The organism is Pseudomonas protegens CHA0, from assembly GCF_000397205.1.
GTDB classification, from domain to species: domain Bacteria; phylum Pseudomonadota; class Gammaproteobacteria; order Pseudomonadales; family Pseudomonadaceae; genus Aquipseudomonas; species Aquipseudomonas protegens.
In genome coordinates, this window is sequence record NC_021237.1 from 3,362,935 (window position 1) to 3,384,305 (window position 21,371).

Here is a 21,371-nt window from a genome sequence, read left to right on the forward strand (position 1 = left end):
TCGCGAGACGCAGGGCTTGGCTCAAAACAGACAAAGGATCATTGCAATGGCTTTTATGTCCAAGGACTTCACGCGCCTGCTCAATACCCTGATCGACCAACAGATCAAGACGGCAGGGCGGCAAACCGAATGGTTCAACATGAGCGCCGACGAGCGTGCCGCGTACATCGGCCAGGTCGGCGAGCGCCTGCTGGAAATGCAGCAGAGCACCCTGAGCGTGCTGGCCGCCCAGCATTACCAGATGCAGGACAACCCGGTCTCGGTGGGCGATCAGTTGCAGGTGCTGCAACAACGCCGCAAAGAAATGAAGGCCATCGCCGACACCCCGGCCACCATTGCCTACAAGCAGCAACTGGACCGTGACATCCTGTTGTACAGCCGTCAGGACACGGCGATCAGCCACTATGACAGCACCTGGAACAAGGCCCTGCGGCTGCTCAGTCCCGGTGGCGCCAAGGCCGAGGTCCTGCAAGCCGATGCGCCGGCCAAGCAGAAAGAGCTCAAGGGCCGGATCAACCGCCTGGAGAAGCACCTGAGCCTGCAGGTGGCCGACTCCACCTTCAGCCAGACCTACGTGACCCTGTTCTCCGAGCTGCAGGCCTACAAGGAGGTGAGTACCCGCTACAACGCCTGGCTCAAGGCCGCCCCGCAGCAGCAGGCCGCGAGCCTGGACGCACTGGCCAAGCCGCCCCGGGCCTCCGACGAGCTGCCGGTGAACCTTTCACTGCTGATGATGGAGGAGCGCCCGGGCTACATCCGCATGAACGTGGCGCTGGTCAATGCCAGCACCGATGGCCGCTTCAAGGACTTCTACCTGGAGCACGGCCGGCTGGTGGTGCCCACCGACGGCGTGCTGAATTTCTCCTTTGGCACCGCCGCCCGTTCCCTGGCCTGGCAGCAACAGTACCGGCTCAAGAGCGAGCCACCGTCCATGCGCTCGCCGACCTATGCACCGATTCGCTCGGTGCTGGTCAAGACCGGGTTCGTCGAGCAGTACTTCGCCAACCACCTGGTGTCGGAAAGCTCCCTGCGCGAAGGCTTCAAGGCCCAGGTGCTGAGCAACGGCCGCAAGCTGCTGTTGACCGGCGTCGATCGCAAAGTGCCCAACCAGGTCGGCATCCAGGTCTCGGGCCAGTCGCCCGGCACCAGCGTGACCCGTGAAGTGCCCCTGGCTGGCGCCTTGAGCGAACTGATCAACCAGAACGCGGACCTCAGCAGCTTCCAGACCCTGGGCGTCGAAGACTATCGGCAGAACAGCTACCACCCGGACCGCGACGGCCTGTTCGTCAATATTCATGAGCTGGAACGCTCGGTCGGCTTTGCCGAGCATCAGTACCTGCTGGAAATGCCCCAGGGTGACGCTTACCGTTCGGCGACACCTTTTGCCGTGATGACCGTCGAGGGCGACAAGGTCAGCAGCAGCCACCTGAGCAAGGCCCAGACCGAGACCCTGTATCAATACAACGCGGCGTTTTTCGAGCGCCTGGAACAACTGCGCGGTGAGGGCTTCAAGGCCAGCCGGCTGTTTGAAGGCAGCAGCGAGCGCGCCACCTTCGTGCAACAGCTGACGCGCCTGCTCGAACGCAACCACATCACCCCGGCCGGGGTGCTGCTGACGCAACACAGCCGCCCGAGCCTGCGGGATATCAAGGGCAACAACCTGAACAAGGTGCTGTGGGAACAGGCCTTCGCCGCGTCGGTCTGGCAAAGCCACGACAACGATGGGCTGCTGTTCGGCCTGGGGCAGAACCTGGTGAAGAACCAGGCACTGGACAAGGTCCTGCAAGGCGGTTATCTGCAGAGCGACATTGCCCAGGCCAAATTGCTGCTGGCACCGCTGTATGAACAGTGGCGTGCTCAAGCGATCGAGACGGAAACACAGCGAGTGGCCAGCGCCAACGCCGGGCAGCATCCAGGCAACCCGAAGGTGCATGTCTTCGATCAGGTGGCGGTGGAGCGCGGCCTGGACAGCAAACTGCTGAACCTGTTGTTGAGCGGCCCCCAGGGCCTGGCGCCGGCCGATGTCGCGTTGCGGCCGACGGTCGAGGCGCTGTTGTCCGGCGACCAGGGCCGCAGCCTGCGCAAACAGGCGTTGTTCCATGCCCTGCGCCCCGTGGCCGACAGCTTTTCCAAGGCCGCGGTGCCGGTCAATGCCCATGCCGCGCTGGCGCCAAAAACCGGCGCCGACAAGGTCATGATCAACAACCGGCTGAATCAGCCCGACCCCTACCTGATCCTCAATACCCACCCGGAGCAGGCACAGACCGATGCCGCGCTGCTGATCCAGGACGACAAGTACCGCAGCTACAGCCAGTTCCGTCCCGATCCGAACAATGAAGCCACACGCTACATGAACGACCTGGACACCCCGTTCGTGGGGGGCATTTCCGGGACCACCCAGACCGTCAGCAATGCCTTGCCGGAGTTGTTCGGTAGCGCGCCGAGCGTCAAGCAGTACTGGCAGTTCCAGATGGCCAACGCGGCCTTCATGATCCGCAACGGCTATCACTCGTTCTTCGAAACCCTGTATGTCGCCGCCCGTTATGAACCCCAGGGGCCGGACAGCATCGGCAAGGACCTGCTGCAGACCTTCGACCGCTACCGTGCCGAAGGGCGCCGGGAGGCTTTGCACGGAGAGTTGTACGACGCCGTGATGGCCCGAGTCCTGCCCATCGTCAATCAAGGCCTGGCGCCGAGCGAGGAGTTCCATCCACCGCGCTTCACCGACCTGGGGCCGCTGCCCGCGCTGTTGGGGCAGGCCGCCAAGGACCTGCAACTCAAGACCGGGCTGGCGTCGCTCGGAGCCGGCTTCGAACCGCGCCAGGGCAGCGCCGACATTCACCAGTTTGCCGCCGACCCGGTGCAGTTCGCCCAGACTCACACCCTCAGTGCCGAGGCCCTGGTCAAGGCGGGGCGCTTGCCGGCCCAGGGCAACGTGCAGTTGGTGGAAGTCGCGCCCAGGCTGTATGAGCTCGAATACACCGAGCACAGCGCCAACTCCGTGAGCGCCGGGAGCCCGGACAGCGTGCCGGCGTATTTCCTCGGTTACAACGGGCCGAACCAGGCCAACGCCGCGCCGGCCTATGTGGACATTCCCAAGCAGGCGCGCGCGGGCAGCTTCCTCTTTACCGGCACCTTGTCGGGCTGCTCGCTGGTGGTGACCAGCCTGGACGCCACTACCTATCGGGTCTATCACGACGGTCGGGTCAACAGTTCGCTGCTGTACGACAACGTGGTGATGGCGGTCGACTACAAGGACTACCAGGTGGCCGGCACCGCCGAGGGCCTGGCTGCGGCGTACATGCAGGTCGTCGACGGCCAGTGGCAGTTGGTGTTCCAGCGCCAGGAGTACCAGCGCGAAGGGCAGATGGTCTGGCCGAAGTTGCGCGAGGGTGCAGAGCCTCTTTCCATCCAGACCGCCGACAGCCAGGTGCAGGAACGCAACCGGACCCAGTTCGCCGAGTACCGCGAACAGGTGCACCAGAACCTGAAGAAGGTGGCGACCCAGTTCGGCGTGTCCACTGAAGGGGTGGCCGATGGCGTCTACAGCGGCGGCGACTTTTCTCCCGAGCACCCGGCCATTGCCGCCTGGAATCGTCTGCGCGATGCGGTCCAGGCCAAGGTCAGCGCCGACATCGAACAGCTCGGCAACCAGCGTTATCAACTCCAGGAGCAGCGGCGCGGGGCCAGCGACAAGAGCCTGATCGACCAGCAGATCAAGCAGCTCAACCTCACCCAGGATTTCTACCGGGCGCAGTACGAACCGGTGTTGCGTGAGGCCGCTTCGGTGGAAAAGACCTGGCTCTGGCAGCAGATCCAGGCCAAGCAGGGCAGTGCTGCGGTGGTACGCACCGACGACACGGCGATCCAGGGCGGGGGCGATGAGCGCAGCACCAGCGTGGGCGAGCGCTACGCTATTGCCGAGGCCTATCAGCGCGGGGCCCGGGGCACGGCATTCAGTGACGGCGTACGGGATTTTCGCGAGATCAAGATCCCCGGGCTGGACGACAAGAAGTCGGCCCTGGAGATGAAGCGCCTGTTTCTCGACGGCCAGCTCACGCCTGGGCAGCGTGGCGCCCTGAGTGCCCGCATCAGTGAGACCAGCCAGGCCGAATACATCGACAAAGTGCTGCGCCAGACCGCGACCCTCAGTGAAGACTTCCGGGGCGCCGGCAGTGTCTTCGGCCAGTTGGCGCCCCAGGATTTCTACCTGTCGCTGGTGGGTGACCGCTCCGGAGGCCGCTGCTACCCGCTGGTCAGGGCCATGGCCGTCGCCCTGGCCAGGGGCGGCGAGGCGGGGGTCAACAGCCTGGTGCAGAAGCTGTTCCTGGCCTCGGCCGATCCCCAGGCGGGCAGCTCGACCTTGCTCAAGAACAGCCTGATCCGGCTGCATTCCAATGTCGACGCGGTCCAGGCCTCCAAGGCGCTGGGGCAGTTCCAGTTGTCCGACGTGGTGGCCCGGCTGGCCAACGGCAGCAGCGACTCGATGTTTGCCCTCAACACCCAGAACCACTCGATGATGGTGGGCAGTACCCAGGGCCCCGAAGGCCGTCGCTACTACTTCTATGACCCGAACGTGGGGATCTTCGCTTTCGACTCCAGCAAGGGCTTGGCCAAGGCCATGGAGCAGCACCTGGTGCGCCGAAAACTGGCGGCGCACTACGGCTCGTTCGGCAGCCAGTCGCAGCCGGCCTTCAACCTGGTCGAGATCGACACCCACAAGATGGCCGAGGTGCCGGTGGGCAGCGGGCTGAACGTTGCCGATCTGTCCCGTCCCGAGGAGTTGGCCGGTGTCATCGGCCAACGCCGCCAGGTGGAGCAGGCGGTGGGTGCCCAGCAGCGCGTCAGCCAGGACCTGCGCCTGGGCGCGGCGCTGACCACGTTCGACGCCGAGCAATGGGGCGCGCGCTTCGACGCCGCCAGCACCCGGCTGGCCCGGGAGCACCAACTGAGCAGCCAGTGGATACCGATCATCGCCAACACCGAGCCACAGCCGGAGGGCGGCTATCGGGTGCAGTTCATCAACCGTGACCAGCCCGATCAGACCCGCTGGCTGAGCACCGACGATGGCACCTTTGTCGAATTCCGTCGTTTCGTCGATGAGCACATGAGTGTGCTCAACGAGCACTTCACCCTGGAGCATGGGCAGATCCGGCCCCGCGGCGGGGTCGGCGAAGTGGCGCATGTGGACGGCCTGAACGCGGGCTTTGCGGTCCAGACGCTGATCCAGTGGTTTGCCGACAAGAACCGCAAGGATGCGGCCCAGGGCGTGGTTTCACCGGACCTGGCCACCGCCCTGAAGATCCATAGCTACCTGGGCCTGGCGCAGATCGGCCATGGCACGGTGCAAGATGTGGCCAACATCACCCAACTGGTGCAAACCGCGTTGCGCGGCGAAGCCCTGGCCGCCGAGTCCTCGCTCAAGGACTTTGCCTCGACCCTGGGGCACACGGTCAACGAGGGCGCAGGCGTGCTGTTTGGCGGGGCCATGGTCGGCCTGGATGCCTATGAGCTGGCCCATGCCGAGAACGATGTGCAGAAAGCCGTATTCGGCACCCAGCTGGCGTTCGATTCGGCGAGTTTTGTCAGTGGCGCGGCGGGTATCGGTGCCGGGCTGATCGGCGCTTCGACAACGGCGGCGGTGCTGGGCGGCGCGGGGGTGATCCTCGGTGGCCTGGCGGTAGGCTTCACGGCACTGGCCCAGGCCTTTGGCGCGGTGGCCGAAGATGCCAAGGCGGTGGGACGTTACTTCGACACCCTGGACAAGGCCTACCAAGGCAACGGCTACCGTTATGACGAGAAACAGCAGGTGCTGGTACCCCTGGCCGGGGCGGTGGTCAAGCGCCTCGACCTGCGCTCGAACGAGGTAGGTTTCGACAGCCAGTACATTTACCGCACTCACCACGGCTCCACCGGTTCCGGGGCGATCAACTACTTCTTCTGGGTCGGGGACTTTCCGCGGATGATCCACGACCGCGCCCAGGCGATCGAGGTGCGCAGCGGCATTGGCCACGGCGCCAAGCCGCCCAGACTCGACCACGGCGACAGCAGGACGGTGATCCTGCCGGGCACGCCCAAGTCCTACATCAGCTACGAGTACATGATCCTGCCGGGGGCCACCACCCGGCATGACACGGGTTTCGATGTGATTCGCAAGCTCGAGCAGGATCGGCGCTTCGACTACGACTTCTACATCTTCCCGAGCGAGGAGACGATCCGGCGGATTCACCAGGAGTACGTCGAGACGCCGGTAGAAGTGCTGCTCGATGGGCACAACCGGCAATTGGTGGTGCCGCAACTGCCCAAGGAGCTGTACGGCTACCTGCGCTACGACATCCAGGGCGCAGGCGGCGAATACCTGATCGGCCTCAACGAAGGCACCGAGGTCAGGCTCAGCAACGAGGCCGGCCGTCAGCCGTCACGCTGGATCATCGACAGCAGCCAGCTGGAGAGCGACAGCATCACCGTGGCGAAGGACCACTTGCTGGTGGGCGGGGTCAAAGTCAGGCTCGACCCGGCCCAGAGCGGGCAGGTGCTGCTGGTCAACGCCAAGGGCGAAGTACGGGCAGCCGATTTTGCCGGCCAGACCACCTACGTGGTGAAGGAAGACGCCAGCCAATGGCAGGTGTCCGGGCAGCGCATCGAACAGCACCTCAAGGAGCTGGCCCAGGCCCATCAGTTGCACGGCCAATACGTGGTGGTGGAGAACTACAAGCACGGTGAGCGCAATGTCGGTCGGGCGTACTACGAGGTTGCCAAGGACCGCATGCTATTCACCGACACCGATGTGCAACAGGCGCGCAACGCCCAGTTTGGGGCGGTCATCGGCGAGCATGCCTACTTCGTCGATGCCGAGAACGCCGCCGCGTGGCGGGTCGATATTGCCAGCGGCAAGGTCGATGCGCAGTTCGCCCCTGCGTTCAACCAGAGCGCCGGCCAGATCAGCCGGTTCTGGCAAGAGGGCGATGCGGTGTATCTGGCCCGTCGTTATCAGCTCAAGGAGCGGGAAGCCGAACTGAGCTTCCGTATCCTTGGTGACCGCATGGAGCTGGTGGGGGTGGTCGGCGATGAGTCGTTGCTGCAACTGTCGGCAAGCAACAGCCAGCATGGCAAGGACGCCAAGACCCTGCTCAATACCCTGCTCAAGGGCTACGAGACTCAGGCCACCCAGCGCGACACCCCGGTGTACAGCCTGGGCGCGCCCGTGCTGGAGCCGACTGCGGCAGAGCTGATCACGGTGTTTGGCCTGGACAACGCCAAAGTCGCGCACCGCTACTGGGTGCGCAGCAGCGACGGCATCGTGATCAAGCCGAACCTGGCACCACCGGCCGGGCAGGCGCCGCGCGCCGATGCCCCGGGGCAGGCGCAAAGCGCCTGGCAGATTCCGGCCGACCTGGTGTTGGCGGGCAGCCAGGCGCAGCCCGGTGGCCAGGAAGTGTTTTATTTCTACAGCAAGGCGCAGCAGGTGCTGTTCCGCCAGGAAGGGCCGGGGCAGAAGGTGCTCGATGCCGGCCAGCCAAGCGCCTTGCGGCTGAGCACGCCGCCCCTGGCCAATGTGCTCAATCTCAATGGCCATCTGCTGGCCGTGACCAACGACGGGCGCATGGCCCGGATCGAGGCGACGGGACGGCTGAGCTATGAGGCGGTCAACGAGCATTGGCTCAAGGCCCACAGTAACTGGTGGAAAAACCTCGCCGAGGTCGCCGGCAGCAATGCCACCCTGGCGGTATTCGGGGTCAAGGCCGCCGACGGCAAGAGTGCGCTGCCGGTGTGGTACCACAACGGTCAGGTGGTGGTGGCATCGTCCGCGCTGCAAGGCAAGCCGCTGCAGTTTCTCGGCTTCGACAGTGCCAGCGCCAGTGCCCGGCTGTTCGAGCCCGAGAGCGGCAAGCTCTATCTACAGCCGCCGCTGACAGCGCAAGCACTGGCCACCGCGTTTGGCAACGACGAGGTGCTTGAGGCCTCGGCGCAATTGCCGGCCGCCATTGACTGGATGCCCAAGCTGCAACTGCGTTCGGCGGTCCAGGTCGATGCCGGGTTGCGCCTGACCACGGTGCAAGGCGAAGTGCTGCTGCGCAGCAACAACGGCGATGTGCAACTGGTGGCCGTGGACAAGGGTTGGCAACAGGCGCGGCTGGGCAATCTGCCCCAGGCCCTGGCAACGGTGGCTGGCCAGTGGGGCGCCAAAGGCGTGTTGAGCTTGCAGGACGGCGACACCCGCGGCTGGTTCGATATTGCCAGTGGGCAGATGTTCGCCAGCAACGGCATCCCGGGTGGCAGCGACTTGCGCTTTATCGGCGTCGCTGCCGGGACGCCGAACTCGGCCTATGTCTACAGCCCGACGGCGCAGGCGCTGTATCAGGTCAAGGACGGCAAGGCGCTGCAGCTGGGCCATTACGCAAATGTCGAGCGCATCGGCTCCTCGCTGCTGCTTCAGGGAGCCAGCGGCAATGCTCGTCAGGATGACTTGGCGCCGCCGTTGATTGCCGGGGTCGACAGCGTGGTGCTGCACGGCGGCGCCGGGGATGACACCTATCGTTTCAGCCCGGCGATGTGGGCGCATTACCGCTCGGTGGTCATCGACAACGATGATCCGGGCCTGGCCCTGGATCGGGTGATCCTGCCGGTGGCCGATGGCAAGAATATCCTCGTCAGCCGTCGGGGCGAGGACGTGCAGCTGACCGACACGGGCAATGGCACCGCCCTGGTGCTGCGCCAGGTGCTGGGCAGCCAGGCGGCCGCCCATGGGCATTTGCTGATCGAGCTCAAAGGCGACTCGTCGATGCTCAGCGTCGAGCAACTGCTCAAGGGCTTTGGTCCGAGCGGATCGGCCGGGGACAGCGTGTTCGAACTGGCCTGGAGCCAGCGCGAGACGCTGCCGGCGGCGAACGCTCTGAGCTCGGTGGCGGATGTGCCGGACTCGGCGGCAGATGGTCGGGGCCCCAGCCTGGCAAAACTCAGCGGGGCCATGGCGGCCTTCGCTGACACTGGCGGTGCTCGCGAACAACTGCCGAAAAACCATCAGGCCGCGCAGGCGGTGCTGGTGCCTTCACTGACCTGACCTCGCAGGAGAAACACAGGAGGGGCGCAAAGCCCCTCCTGTCTGCGGCGCCCTCTTTTCCCGGTGTTAGATCCAACCATGAGCAAACCCATGAATTCGCGGCAGCGAGCCCTTGCCGGCTGGCTGCTTGTCGTCCCACTGCTGGTGGCGCCCCTGGCGCAGGCGACCTCACAGCACCTGCAACACCTGTCACAACCCCGACCCGAGGCACTGCCCAGCGACCTGTGGCGGGTGTATCTGGATGCCCGCGAGCACAACAGCGAGCTGGCGGCGGCCCAGGCCGAACAGGCGGCCCGCGCCGAGGCGGTGCCCCAGGCCAGGGCCGGCCTGCTGCCCACGCTGTCCGCCAGTGCCGATCTCAATGCCACCAGCACCTCCCTGCAGCAGCCGCGGCAGGACACCCGGCGCAGTGCCACCAGTTATCAGGCGGTGCTGAACCAGCCGATATTCCGCGCCGATCGCTGGTTCACCCTCAAGGCCGCGCAAGCTGAAGACCAGCAGGCCCAGCTGGAGCTGGCCGCCGCCGAACAGAAACTCATGTTCGACAGCGCCCAGGCCTACTTCGGCCTGCTCAAGGCTCAGGACGCCCTGGCGGCGGCCAAGGCCGAAGAAGCGGCGCTCAAGCGCCAGCAGCAACTGGCCGAACGGGGCTTGCAGCTGGGCCTGTCGGACCGCACCGATGTGCTGCAGGCCCAGGCCGGCCATGACACGGCGCGGGCCAACCGCATCGTGGCGCAGAAGCAGACCGACGATGCCTTCGAAGCCCTGGACACCCTGACGCATCAGCAGTACCAGGCAGTCCAGGGGTTGCGCCACGACATGCCGGTGCTGTTGCCCGAACCCAACGACGCCCGGCGCTGGGTGGACACGGCGGTGCGCCAGAACCTGACCCTGCAGGCCAGCCAGTTTGCCCTGGAGGCGACGCAGCAGACCCTGAGCGCGCGCAAGGCCGGGCACGCGCCGACCCTGGACGCGGTGCTGCGCTACCAGACCGGGGACAACGACGCCCTGGGCTACGGCAACAGCGATATCCGTGGCAATGGCTACGGTGGCAATGTCGAGCAGCGCACCGTCGGTCTGCAGTTGAACATTCCGCTGTTCAGTGGCGGCCAGACCCGCTCCCAGGTGCGCGAAGCCCACCAGCGGATGAACCAGCGCGAGTACCTCAACGACGGCTTGCGGCGTCAAGTAGTGGAGCAGACCCGCAACCTGCATCGCGGTCTCAACAGTGGTGTCGATCAGGTGCAGGCGCGGCGCCAGTCGATCATCTCCAACCAGGGCGCCGTGCTGGCCTCGCAGATGGGCTTTCAGGTCGGAACCCGCAATATCGTCGATGTGCTGGAGGCGCAGCGTCAGCTCTATAACGCCGTGCGCCAGTACAACAACAGCCGCTATGACTACATTCTCGACACCCTGCGGCTCAAGCAGGCGGTGGGGACATTGTCGCCCCAGGACCTCAAGGCGCTTTGTGATTACCTCAAGGCCGACTACGATCCGGACCGCGATTTTCTGCCGCCGGAGTTTCCACGCCGGCTGGCAAAACGCTGACAGGGCCAGGAAATGCCTCGGACAAGGGTTGGCGGGCACCGATTTTTTTCAGGTAAAGGGGGACAGGGTTGTACGGGTTATTGGACTTCTTCGACAGTCACAGGCGCTGCTGTTATGCCCTGGGCGTGATGATCGCGGGCGGCGCCGCAGGGGCGCTGGGCAACTACTACCGTGTGCAAGTCGAAGACGTCTACCGGGCCAGCATCCAGATGCAGACCCGGGAGCAGGCCCAGGACCTGGAACAATGGAAATCCAACGGTTTTGCCATTGGCGCACTGTCGATCCTCGGGCGTCACAACCCCTCGCTCAAGCGCATTGTCCTGGAGCCCGAACCCTCTGCGGACCTGATGGAGCGGGCCACCATTCCCCTCAAGACCCTGTCCCTGGTGGTGGAAGCCAACCATGCGTTTGTTCTCAACCGGGAAGGGGTGGTGGTAGCGGCCCATGACCAGCACGGGCAGACGCCCCTGGGGCTGAACGTGGCCTTCCGCCCCTACTTCAAGGTGGCTCTCGATGGCGGCAGCAGTGTCTACGGCGCCATCAGCGCCACCACCGGCACTCGCATGTTCTACATGGCGGCACCGATCTTCGAGTCGCGTACGCGCCAGGACAAGGTGATCGGGGTGCTGGTGGCGCGTTTTGATGCCGATAGGCTCGATGCCAGCCTGAGCAAGCCGTACAGCGACGATCTGAAGATGATCCTGTCCCCCAGCGGCGTGGTGCTGGCCGCCAGTTCCCCGGCCTTTATCCTCAAGTCCGACCGCGCCTGGCCCTGGAACCGGTTCACGGGGGAGATCCGCCGCCAGTTCAGCGACTATCCGTTTGCCAACGGGGTGCCCGAACGCTTGCCCTTCGATGCCCATCAGTCGGTGATCCAGCTGGACGGCCGGCGCTATAGCCTGTCCCGGGTGGATTTCGACTGGAATGACCCGAGCGGTCCCTGGACCCTGATCACCCTGGGCGACCTGGATACGCTGTTGCCGGGGGAACAGGTGCTGCTGATCGAGGGGCTGAGTGCCCTGGTGTTCTTACTGTTGCTGTGGGGCGGCCTGCGGCGTCTGGCCGATGCCCGGCGGCACAAGCGCGACGTGGCGCAGATCGAGCAGAGCGAACAGCGCCTGGACATGGCCCTGCAAAGCGGGGCCCTGGGGCTGTGGGACTGGAACCTCAGCCTGGGGACGGTCATCAACAACGATGTCTGGCTGCAGATTCTTGGCTACAGCAAACAGCAGATGGAACAGGCCTTCGGCCATGGCCTGGAGCGCTGGACCGCTCTGGTGCATCCGGACGACTACGAGCCGGTCATGGCCCGGCTCAAGGCGCACCTGAACGATGAAGTCGGCGAATACCGCGCCGAATACCGCATGCGCAACAAAGAGGGGCAATGGCTGTGGGTGCTGGACATCGGCAAGATCATGCAGCGCGACGCCAATGGAGCACCGACGCGGGTCACCGGAGTGCTGCAGGACATCAGCGAGCGCAAGGCGGTGGAGGCGCAAATCCAGCAATCACGGCACGATGCCGAGCGGGCGACCCAGGCCAAGTCGGAGTTTCTCGACTGCATGTCCCATGAGATCCGCACGCCGCTGAACGCGATCATCGGCATGGCCCACCTGGCACTGGACCTGCCGCTGGAGCCGGTGCAGCGCGACTACATCGAAAAGATCGACCGTGCGGCCAAACACCTGGTGGGCACCATCAACGGCGTGCTCGACCTGTCGAAGATCGAAGCCGGCAAGCTGAGCATGGAGCAAGTGGGCTTCGACCTGCGGGAACTGGTGGACGATGTGTTGCTGCTGGTCCGCCAGCGCGCGGAAGAAAAGGCGCTGCGGCTGCAACTGGATATTCCGGCTTCACTGCCGCGCCGTTATGTGGGTGATCCGCTGCGTCTGGCCCAGGTGCTGACCAACCTGGTGGACAACGCGATCAAGTTCACCGAGGCCGGCCATGTCTGTATCGGTGTGTGCCTGGTGCGCCAGTGGGATCATCAGGCGCTGCTGTGCTTCAGCGTCACCGACACGGGGGTGGGCATCAGCGACGAGCAGCAGGCCCGTTTGTTCAATGTCTTTGTCCAGGCCGACCGGTCCATCAGCCGGCGTTATGGCGGCAGCGGCCTGGGACTGACCATCTCGAAGAAAATCGTGCAACTGATGCAAGGTGATATCTGGGTGAAAAGCCAGCCAGGGCAGGGCGCAACATTCAAGTTCAGCGTGCAGTTGAGCCTGTCGCCGTTACCGCTTGAGGAAAACTGCACCACGCCAGCCAATGGTGCCGCAGCGGGGCAGGGCGCGATCAATGACCCGGTACGCTGGCTGGTGGGGACGCGGGTGCTGGTGGTCGAGGACAACCGGCTCAACCAGGAAGTGTTGCAGGGCCTGCTGCAGCGCGTGGGGGTCCAGGTGGTGCTGGCGGCGAACGGTGCGCAGGCCCTGCGTCTGTTGCTTGAGGAGGGGCGCTTTGACGCTGTGCTGATGGATTGTCAGATGCCGGTCATGGACGGCTTCGCCACGACCCGCAAGATTCGCGGGTATCCGCACCTGCGGTGGCTGCCGATCATTGCCGTGACCGCCAGTAGCCAGGCCGATGTGCAGGGCAGGGCGGTGGCTGCCGGCATGAGCGATCTGCTGAGCAAGCCCCTGGAGGTCGCGGCGTTCTATCGGACCCTGGTGCGCTGGATCAAAGCGACGGACATGCCGGTAGCGCAAGTTCCGGCGCCTCCGGGTACAAGCATCTTGAACCCGACTTATACAGGCATCGACACCGCGCGCGGGCTGGCGGTGGTGAACCAGGACCTGGCCCTGCACCGCAAACTCCTGGCCGACTTTCGTGACAGCCAGCAGCAGGTCATCGAACGCTTGTGGCAAGCCCATGCCGCAGGGGACCTGGCCGCCCTCGGCTCTCTGGCCCACAGCCTGCAGGGCAACGCCGGGAACATCGGTGCCACGGCGGTCAAAGAGGCCGCTGGACAACTGGAGGAACAGGCGGGCGGGCCGGCAGCGCTGGGGCCGCTGATCGAGCAGCTGGCGCGGTGCCTGGAACCGGTGCTGGCCGGCCTGGCGTCCCTGCCAGGGGCAGCCGACGGGGATCTGGCACCGCAGCAGCTGGGGCTGGACCCTGAGCAGGTGTTGGCACTGGAGCGCTTGGCCAAGCTGCTGCGCAGCCATAATGCCCAGGCCCTGGCGCTGATCGATGAACTGTACGAGCAATACCCCTGTGGCCCTCTGCGGGCCATTCAAGAGCGGATCTACCGGTTGGAGTTCCAGCAGGCCCATGACCTGCTTGTCGACTTCCAGGGCTAGCGGGTGTCCTGGGTCAGGGCCTGATAGCGGGCCATGCGGTCGGTGCAGTGCTCGACCAGGCATTGATGCAAGGCGCGCAACGACGAAGTGATCTGCGAGCGGTGCGAGACCACCAGATTCAGCGGCGCCGCGTCGGACTGCCAACCGGGCAGCAACGGCAGCAGGCGACCGGCGAGCAGGTCCTCCACGACATTGAGCAGCGGCAGGTTGACCACGCCATGGCCAGCCACGGCCCAGCGCCGTGCGGCATCGCCATCATCACAGCAAAAATGCCCTTGCACCGGCACGTCCTCGACCTTGCCGGCCCCATGGAAACGCCAGCGGCTCTCCGGGCGCCCAATGCTGTGGCAGATGATGCATTCGTGCTCGCTCAGCTGTTCCGGCGACTCGGGCTGGCCATGCTCGGCCAGGTAATCGGGCGCGGCGCAGGCGATGAAGTAATGCTGCTTGAGCACCGGTAGCTCGACCAGATCCAGTGCCAGGTTCTTGCCGTAGCGCAACGCGGCATCGAAGCGGCCCTTGAGCAGGTCCTCTTCCTTGTCGCTCAGCGCCAGCTTGATGTACATGCGCGGCCGTTCCTGCTTGAGCCGGGCGAGCATGTCCAGCAGCAGGTTGCGGCCCAGGTCGGAAGACACCGTGAGTTCCAGCATGCCGTCATCGTGGCGTAACGAGCGCTTGCCGTTGGCCAGGATCTTCAAGGCGTGCTGGGCACTTTCCAGGTAGCGCGCGCCTTCGGGGGTGAGCTTCATGGTGCGGGTGGAGCGGGTGAACAGCCGCACGCCGAGGCGGTTTTCCAGGCGCTTGAGCCCCAGGCTGGCAGCAGCCGGGGTGATCGACATGACGCGAGCGGCGGGGGACAGGCCCTGCAGCTCGGCGATCAGAATGAACAGCTCCAGATCTGCGAAGTTAGGCATTGGCCAGGCTCACCATCCATTCACCGGCCGAAAAAGCTCTGTGACGAACTCAGCAAGGCCGCCGACAGCGGCTCCGGGTCGCCGGCGATGCACTGCTCGAACCCGGGCTGGCGGTACATCTGGCCCATGGCTTGCGCATGCCGACTGTGGACGTCCTCGGTGCTGGCCTGGAGCAGGCTCAGGTGGTAGTTCAGTGCCAGGGCGAACAGACGGGCCGACAGGGACAACCGCTCGCAGGTGTCCAGCTCGCCAGGGCCCTTGAGCAAGGCATCGGCGTGGGTGATTTTCCAGGCAAGGTTGAGGATCGGGTCTTCCGGCTCGGCGTGGGCGAGAATCTCTTCAATCAGCAGCCTGCTGTGACCCAGGGCCTGATCGATACGGCTGCCCGGCTGATTGAGGCCCATCAGCGCCAGGCAGGCAGCGCTGCGCAAGGCCGCGGGGTCGCGCCGGCTCGGGCTGCTGCGCAGCAGAATCGACAGGGTATCGAGCAGGGCCTGGAGGCGAATCTGCGGATTGCCGGCCAGTTGCAGGGTCAATGCACTGACAAAACCGTCGCGCATGTCGCTGCCGGCGCAAGGTCCGGCCACTGCTTGCAGGTCATGCAGGGGTTTGTTGCGGTAGCCCAGTTGCGTTGCCACCCGGGCCAGTACCACAGGGGGCGAAATCGGCTTGGCGATGTAATCGGCGGCGCCCAGCAGCAGCCCCAGGCGTTCGTCTTCGACGCTGCTGCGCGAGGTCAGGAAAATCACCGGAATGGCTGCAGTCGCCGGATGACTCTTGAGCTCGCTGAGCACCTGGAAGCCATCCATCTCCGGCATCAGGATGTCGAGAATGATCAGATCGGGGCTGGCACTGCGAGCCAGGGCCAGGCCACGTTCGCTGTTCTTTGCCAGCAGCACTTCATATTCGGCGGTCAGGGTTTTCGACAGCACGATCAACGATTGCGGATCATCGTCGATGGCCAGGAGCGTATAGGGCTTGGGAACATGCTCTGCGGGCATGACGAGGGGGCCTGAACAAAATAGGCCGGCAGTCTAGCGTATTTGGTTTATGGGCACCTAGCGGCCAGCTGCCGCAGTCGAAGAGAATGAATCGCCTGCTCATCCTCCGGACAACAACCGCTTTTGCCGCCAGGCCGGTGCGCTGGTGGGGAAAAGCACTTCAGTCGGCCGGAAGCGGGCGATGCCGTAGGCGGCGGCAATACGCTGGCGTTGCTGGCCCCGGACAAGCGCTTGCTGAAAACTGCTTTCGCGCTGCGCCAGCCCCAGCACATAGCCCACGCCCGCCTGGAAATCACCTCCATGGGCCTGCCACCAGTCTGCGATCAACTGCGGGTCGGGCCAGGGTAGATTCTCATCGGGGTCCATGGCCACATTGGCATCCTCAGGGTCGTCGTTCGGGCCTGCATCGAAATCCGGCAGGTCCTGCAATTCCAGATCGAGTAACGCCAGGTCTGCCCCAGTAATCTGGCTGAAGGCCTCGCCGGCGACGCGGGCATGAGGCAGGTCGCTCATCTGCTGGATCAGCCAGGGCACGCTGACCGGGTCGCCCAGCAGCCCAACGGCCTGGATGCCGACGCGCTGTTGCTCGGGGTTCTGTATCAACTGGCGTATCCAGGCGATGCTGTGCTCACGCCTTTGCCAGGCCAGCAGTACACAGAGCGCGCGGTACTGGAACTGGCCCGGTTGCTCGGCGAACTGCCGCAGCGGCTCCAGCGCCTCCTCGTCGCCCATCTGCGCGGTGGCCCAATTGGCCCAAAAGCGCGTGGCGGTGTCCTGGTGTTGCCGGTGGGTGCGAATTGTCGGCATCAGGTCACGACGGCGCAGTTCGCCGGCAGTGCGGGCGGCACGTGCCAGGACGCTTGGGTCGGCGTGGGAAAGTCCGGTAAGCAGGGCAGGGCCGGGGTCATGGCGGTGCATGCCACAGGCGGCCAGGCCGAGGCGCAGAAACAGGGGGTCGGGGGAGGCGAGCAGGCGATCAACCCAGGGCGATACCCACTTCCAGTCGAGCCAACCCAAGGCCATCAGGTAGCCGCTCTCCGTTTCTACGGCACTTCGCAAATGCTCGCTGAGCCGTGACAACACCTGTGCGTTACCCGCCTCGAAGGCCAGCACCACACTGGCGAACAGCTCGCCAATGGCGTGTGGCCCAAGTTGAGCCAACAGGGTTTCCAGGCCGCAGGTGCCGGCGACTCGAAGGCCGTCAAGGTGGGCGTCGATGCGCTCGTCGAGTTGGCTGAGGTGGTCGAAGTCGTAGTGCGGTGCGCCCAGGGCATAGTCCCGCAGGACGGCGAGGAAGCTGGCTTCTTCGACATGTTGATCCAGAATCAGCGGAATCAAGTTCGAGTACATTTCAAAGTCTTGAGAAATAGTGAGTTAAGCAAGTTTCCTCCAGCTCTGCCCGTCATGTACCAAGATATCCTTTTGGCCAACAGACCAAAGCGCCCCGTTTTTAGCGGAAAGACAGTAGCAAGTATTGGGCTTTGGCATGTTCCAGTTGATTGGCCGCAAAGAACTTTCATCGAGAACGTATACTTCGAACAAGGTGGCTAAATAGATTTTTCCTTGGTGTTCAGCAATGCTCCAGAAATCATCGGTGAACTCTTCGAGATCGATAATTTCCCATGTGTCCGCTCTGCCACGCAGCAAAGTGCCTTGGCGGCCACATAAATAACAATAACCATCAGAGGCGCATATCAATGCAGTTATTTTAAAGTTGGTTGGACTGTCGACTTGCCGCCAGTTGCCTTGCTCCCGCAGCCATATTTCTCCCTTCCAGCCGGCGGCATAGATTTCATCATTGGAGAAACCGCCCAGTGCTTCGAAGCCAAAAACACTGTCTTTACTCGTAGGCTTTGGGGCATGTATAGGCTGCCAGGCAGAAGATCCATGGCGTACATACACTTCTCGGGACACTCCGCACAAGTAGGTATATTCGCCTATCGAGCTTATCCCTCTGAGCATTAGCGGTGGCGGATCCATTTGCGACAAGCTGAGGGTCGAGCCGAGATAGCCTTCCCCAATTTCACCCTCTTCGGATATTGCCAGCATCTGTTGTGACCGGTCGGTGGTCATGGCAACGGTATCCCAAGTCGCCTCCCCAACTTCTCGCCACTTTCCAGAGTTGTACTCTAGGAAAATAGTGTGCGAAACGTCCTGGGCTTCTAGTCCGATTTCCCGAAAAGCGAAAAAAGATTTCTGTGCGTCTACGGCGGCAACATAAGCGTAGTAATAATCTTCCAGCCATTCGTCAGCCATATGAATATCCGTTTATTGGGTGGTGGCTCAAGGGGAGGGCCTTCTCGCAGTACGGTTCAATACCGCTGGCTTACTTCTTCCGCTTGGTGAATGTTTTACTTTAGGGGGCTGCGTATTTGGCGGTAGCATTTTTTTATGCCCGTCGGCCAACTGTGCCGTGAGGCAGCGTTCGCTACAGTTTGACTCGGGAAACGCGCCACGAGTACTTTGGGCCGCCATGGAGGCCTCTTTACCGAATTCGCGCATATCGCCTTTCTTGACCCCAGCGATAACCCCCAGAGCTTTATGCTCGCTGTGTCGGACACCATGACTCCCATGAGTGTTCCCCCAGCCCTCAACGCACATACAAGGCGCCGTATCTTTCGAATACTCTTCCCAGCCGGGCTGGCGCTTGTTGTTACTGAACGCTCCTACAGAAAATGAGCTTTTCGGTATGACATGGTCAGGTGTTTGTGCTGGACAGCATCCGGCTATACCTGCTTCGTCCTTAGGGCGGTAGGGTACTAACTGACAGCGGCGAGCCGACAAGCATTTGTTTGCTTTGGCTCTTGTCGCTGTTTTGCTGGCCCAAGCGCTTTCATTGACCATTGCACCGCTCAGCTCGGCCTCTTTACAAACATTCTTTTCACCGTACGGTTTGTATTCCTGGCAGGATTTTCTTTCTCTTTTTTTCTCCCTTTTGCATTTTCCCTGGGTGCTCGGCGACATCTTGGAAAGGTGAGGCCAGGGAGGGGTATTACCTGGCTGTGAAGCATGGTTATGCGTCGTCATGTCAAGGTGCCGTACTACGTTTTGACCTTCGAACTTCACATTCATCGACCAGGAAGTGAAGTACACCTTCCCCTTGATCTTGCTAGTGATGACCCCCTTCTTGGGCGCATTCCCAGCCTCATCCCCATAACTTGTCTTGAAGTAACTCTTGTCCTTGAGCATCACCTCTTTGCGGGTGATCTTGACCGTTCGTGTGCCCCGGGTGGTGTCCTTGGACATACCCGTATTGGGGTAGGGAATGGGTACCCCCATCGGTGTCGGCGGAGCCACGGGCGGGGTGAAGCAGACATCCGGAAAGCAGGCGACGGACTTGCCATCGGCCGCCTTGCAGGAAATCTCCATATTGTTGGCATACACCTCGTTGGCCATCAGGCAGCCCTCACGGTCTGGTAGCTGAGCAGGGCGGCGGCGCGTTGGCCGGCGTCGTTGCCGAGGTGGCAGAGGATATTCGGGCCGTCACCGTAGCCCTTGCGGCTGGCGGCCAGGGCCACGGCCAGCATCGTCGGGCCGATGGCGGCGCCGACTTCGCCAATGCAGTCGGCCGGGTGCCAGAGGTGGAAGAACTCCTTGCGCACCCGCAGGGTACGGCTCAGGGCCAGGGAGGCTTCCTTGAAGTAGTACTGCTCGCCGGAGATGTCGGTGAGCCGATAATCCATTTGCTCCAACCCACAGCCGACCTCGCTCAGGGCAGCGCGTACGGCTTGAGTCAGACCTTCAGCACGCAGGGGAGTACCTTCGGCCTCCACGGTGGCCTTCTCCACGCCGAATCCCAGGCCGAGGCAGGCCAATTGCGGCTCTTCGCTGGCAACGGGGGCGGCCAGCACCACGGCGGCGGCGCCTTCGCCGGGGATAAATCCGTTGGAGTTCTGGCTAGTGAGCAGGCGATCGCGTGCTTCGAAAGCGGCCAGCGTCGGTCCATTCAAGAAGGAGTCGACGCCGGCAATCAGCACGTGGCGATGGCCGCCCTGGTAGATCAGCGTACGCGCATCAAGCAGGGCCACGGCAGCGCTGACCCGTCCATAGGCGATGACGTTGGAACTGGGATGAAAGCGCAGGCCCAGTTCGGCTTCGATGGCGTGCAGCAGCCCCTTATCGAGGCCGTCGAGGCGGCCGGGGCGCTCGACTTCCGCCACCCCCAGCAGCAGCGGGGTCTTTTCCGGGTCGACGTTAGGGGTGCTTTGCAGCGCCTCGGCGATGGCGCAGGCGGCCATCTTGATCAGTTTGCTGCGCCCACGCCAGGGCTGCTCCAGAGGCACGCTGGCAGCGATCAGCCATTCGCCGCCGCAGTCGATGAAGCGGGTTTCCTGGAAGTTATCGATAGCGCAGCGAATCGCCGCGCAGCTCGCGGGTGCGCTGAGGCCAACGGCGCTGACCATGCCGGAACCGAGGATGCAAAGTGCAGTCATCAGTCTGTCTCCTCGGGGGCGTGCCTGGCTTTTACCAGGGAGGAGAGCGACGGGTAGTAATCCTTGCCCAGTTCGCGGGCGCGCCACCAGCCTGTGGACATAGTGCCGACCAGCACCTGAGCGATCTCGAACATGTTGTGTCGTAGTACACGAGAGACACGCCAGGTCAGTTGCACCTGGAGCGCGTCTGTGTCGATCAGCAGGGTATCGATCACCGCCTGCACAGTCTCGTGACCGCCTTTTTTCAGAAAGAAGGTCACCGGCACGTCCATTTCGGGGATGCGAAAGCCCGCGCGCTCCTGGCGTGTGAGGTTGAGCAGCAACACATCCTCGCCGCCACGCAGGTAAGGAATCTGCTGATCGTCAGGGGCCGCCTGAAAGTAGCGACGGTCGAAATCTCCCGGCAGAAACGGAAAGCGGTCGGCCAGCCAGGCATCGTCGTAAGTGCCAGCGAAGCGAGCACGTTGCGGCCAGCTGCGGCCGATGGGGCCAAGGGCCATAGGACGGAAGTCGCCAGAGGGACTGTCGATCGCCTTGCCCAATTCCTCGGTGCTCGGCATCGGCATGCCGACGATGGCAGCACTACCCATGCGGCTTGGAAACCAGCCACAACCGGTCGGATTGTCCAGGTAGCTGTAACGCAATTCGGAGTCTTCCGCCATCGGATGGCTGCCGCCAAAGGCCTGGGCATAAGAGATGTCCTGCTCGATGAAAGGCTGCGGCAAGCCGGGAGAAACGCCCAGTAGCCCCAATTGCCATTGTCGGGGGCCGAGCACGGAAAAGGCCTTGCTCATCTGACCGACGCGAATGCCCGCAGCCATCTGGCTCACGGGTCGCCCGCCTGGGGCATAGGCCTTGCCGCGCACCAGCACGTCGCAGAACGGCTTGACCGGTGCGAAGTCCATTTCCTGCAGCGGGGCGCTGAGACCGGGTTCACCGAGGAAGGTATCGGCCATCAGCAGCGGTTGCTGGGTCTCGGCCAGGGTCGCCGGGCGGCCGTCCAGCGGCAGATTAAACGTGCCTTTGGCCACCACCACCAGGGATTCGCGGCCATCGGGCTCCATGCCCTGGGTATAGGCAGCAAGCAGTTTGCTGGCGTTGAGCAGTTCCATAGG

10 protein-coding genes are annotated in these 21,371 nt (G+C 63.6%); 3 read left to right on the plus strand and 7 right to left on the minus strand.

Features of this window, described 5'->3' with window-relative positions; genetic code table 11:
- Window positions 1-46 precede the first annotated feature (46 nt).
- From PFLCHA0_RS15120 to PFLCHA0_RS15130, 3 genes are all read left to right on the plus strand, one after another.
- Window positions 47-9,061, plus strand: coding sequence for a TcdA/TcdB pore-forming domain-containing protein (locus tag PFLCHA0_RS15120; RefSeq protein WP_041752247.1), 9,015 nt, complete (start codon window positions 47-49; stop codon window positions 9,059-9,061).
- 90 nt (window positions 9,062-9,151) lie between these two features.
- Entirely contained in the window at window positions 9,152-10,609 is a 1,458-nt protein-coding gene (locus tag PFLCHA0_RS15125; protein WP_375154138.1) for a TolC family outer membrane protein, read from the plus strand.
- Window positions 10,610-10,737: 128 nt separating this feature from the next.
- Window positions 10,738-13,908 carry an ATP-binding protein gene (locus tag PFLCHA0_RS15130; protein ID WP_172621763.1) on the plus strand — a complete coding sequence of 1,057 codons (3,171 nt, stop codon included), beginning with the start codon at window positions 10,738-10,740 and terminating at the stop codon, window positions 13,906-13,908.
- Here the strand turns inward: PFLCHA0_RS15130 and PFLCHA0_RS15135 are convergent.
- The 7 genes from PFLCHA0_RS15135 to PFLCHA0_RS15160 form a co-directional block, all read right to left on the minus strand.
- Window positions 13,905-14,822, minus strand: coding sequence for a LysR family transcriptional regulator (locus PFLCHA0_RS15135; RefSeq protein ID WP_015635601.1), 918 nt, complete (start codon window positions 14,820-14,822; stop codon window positions 13,905-13,907). The genes PFLCHA0_RS15130 and PFLCHA0_RS15135 overlap by 4 nt on opposite strands.
- Window positions 14,823-14,842: 20 nt before the next feature.
- Entirely contained in the window at window positions 14,843-15,823 is a 981-nt protein-coding gene (locus PFLCHA0_RS15140; protein ID WP_015635602.1) for a response regulator, read from the minus strand.
- Between the two features lie 99 nt (window positions 15,824-15,922).
- Complete coding sequence (locus PFLCHA0_RS15145) at window positions 15,923-17,173, minus strand: TIGR02270 family protein (RefSeq protein WP_015635603.1); 1,251 nt, start codon at window positions 17,171-17,173, stop codon at window positions 15,923-15,925.
- 24 nt (window positions 17,174-17,197) lie between these two features.
- Complete coding sequence (locus PFLCHA0_RS15150; RefSeq protein WP_041752250.1) at window positions 17,198-18,079, minus strand: hypothetical protein; 882 nt, start codon at window positions 18,077-18,079, stop codon at window positions 17,198-17,200.
- Window positions 18,080-18,106: 27 nt separating this feature from the next.
- On the minus strand, window positions 18,107-19,219 hold the full coding sequence (locus tag PFLCHA0_RS31250; RefSeq protein ID WP_015635604.1) for a PAAR-like domain-containing protein: 1,113 nt from the start codon (window positions 19,217-19,219) through the stop codon (window positions 18,107-18,109).
- On the minus strand, window positions 19,219-20,259 hold the full coding sequence (locus tag PFLCHA0_RS15155) for a hypothetical protein (RefSeq protein WP_121528495.1): 1,041 nt from the start codon (window positions 20,257-20,259) through the stop codon (window positions 19,219-19,221). The genes PFLCHA0_RS31250 and PFLCHA0_RS15155 overlap by 1 nt, the downstream gene beginning before the upstream one ends.
- Entirely contained in the window at window positions 20,256-21,368 is a 1,113-nt protein-coding gene (locus tag PFLCHA0_RS15160; protein ID WP_015635606.1) for a DUF2169 family type VI secretion system accessory protein, read from the minus strand. The genes PFLCHA0_RS15155 and PFLCHA0_RS15160 overlap by 4 nt, the downstream gene beginning before the upstream one ends.
- Window positions 21,369-21,371 lie beyond the last annotated feature (3 nt).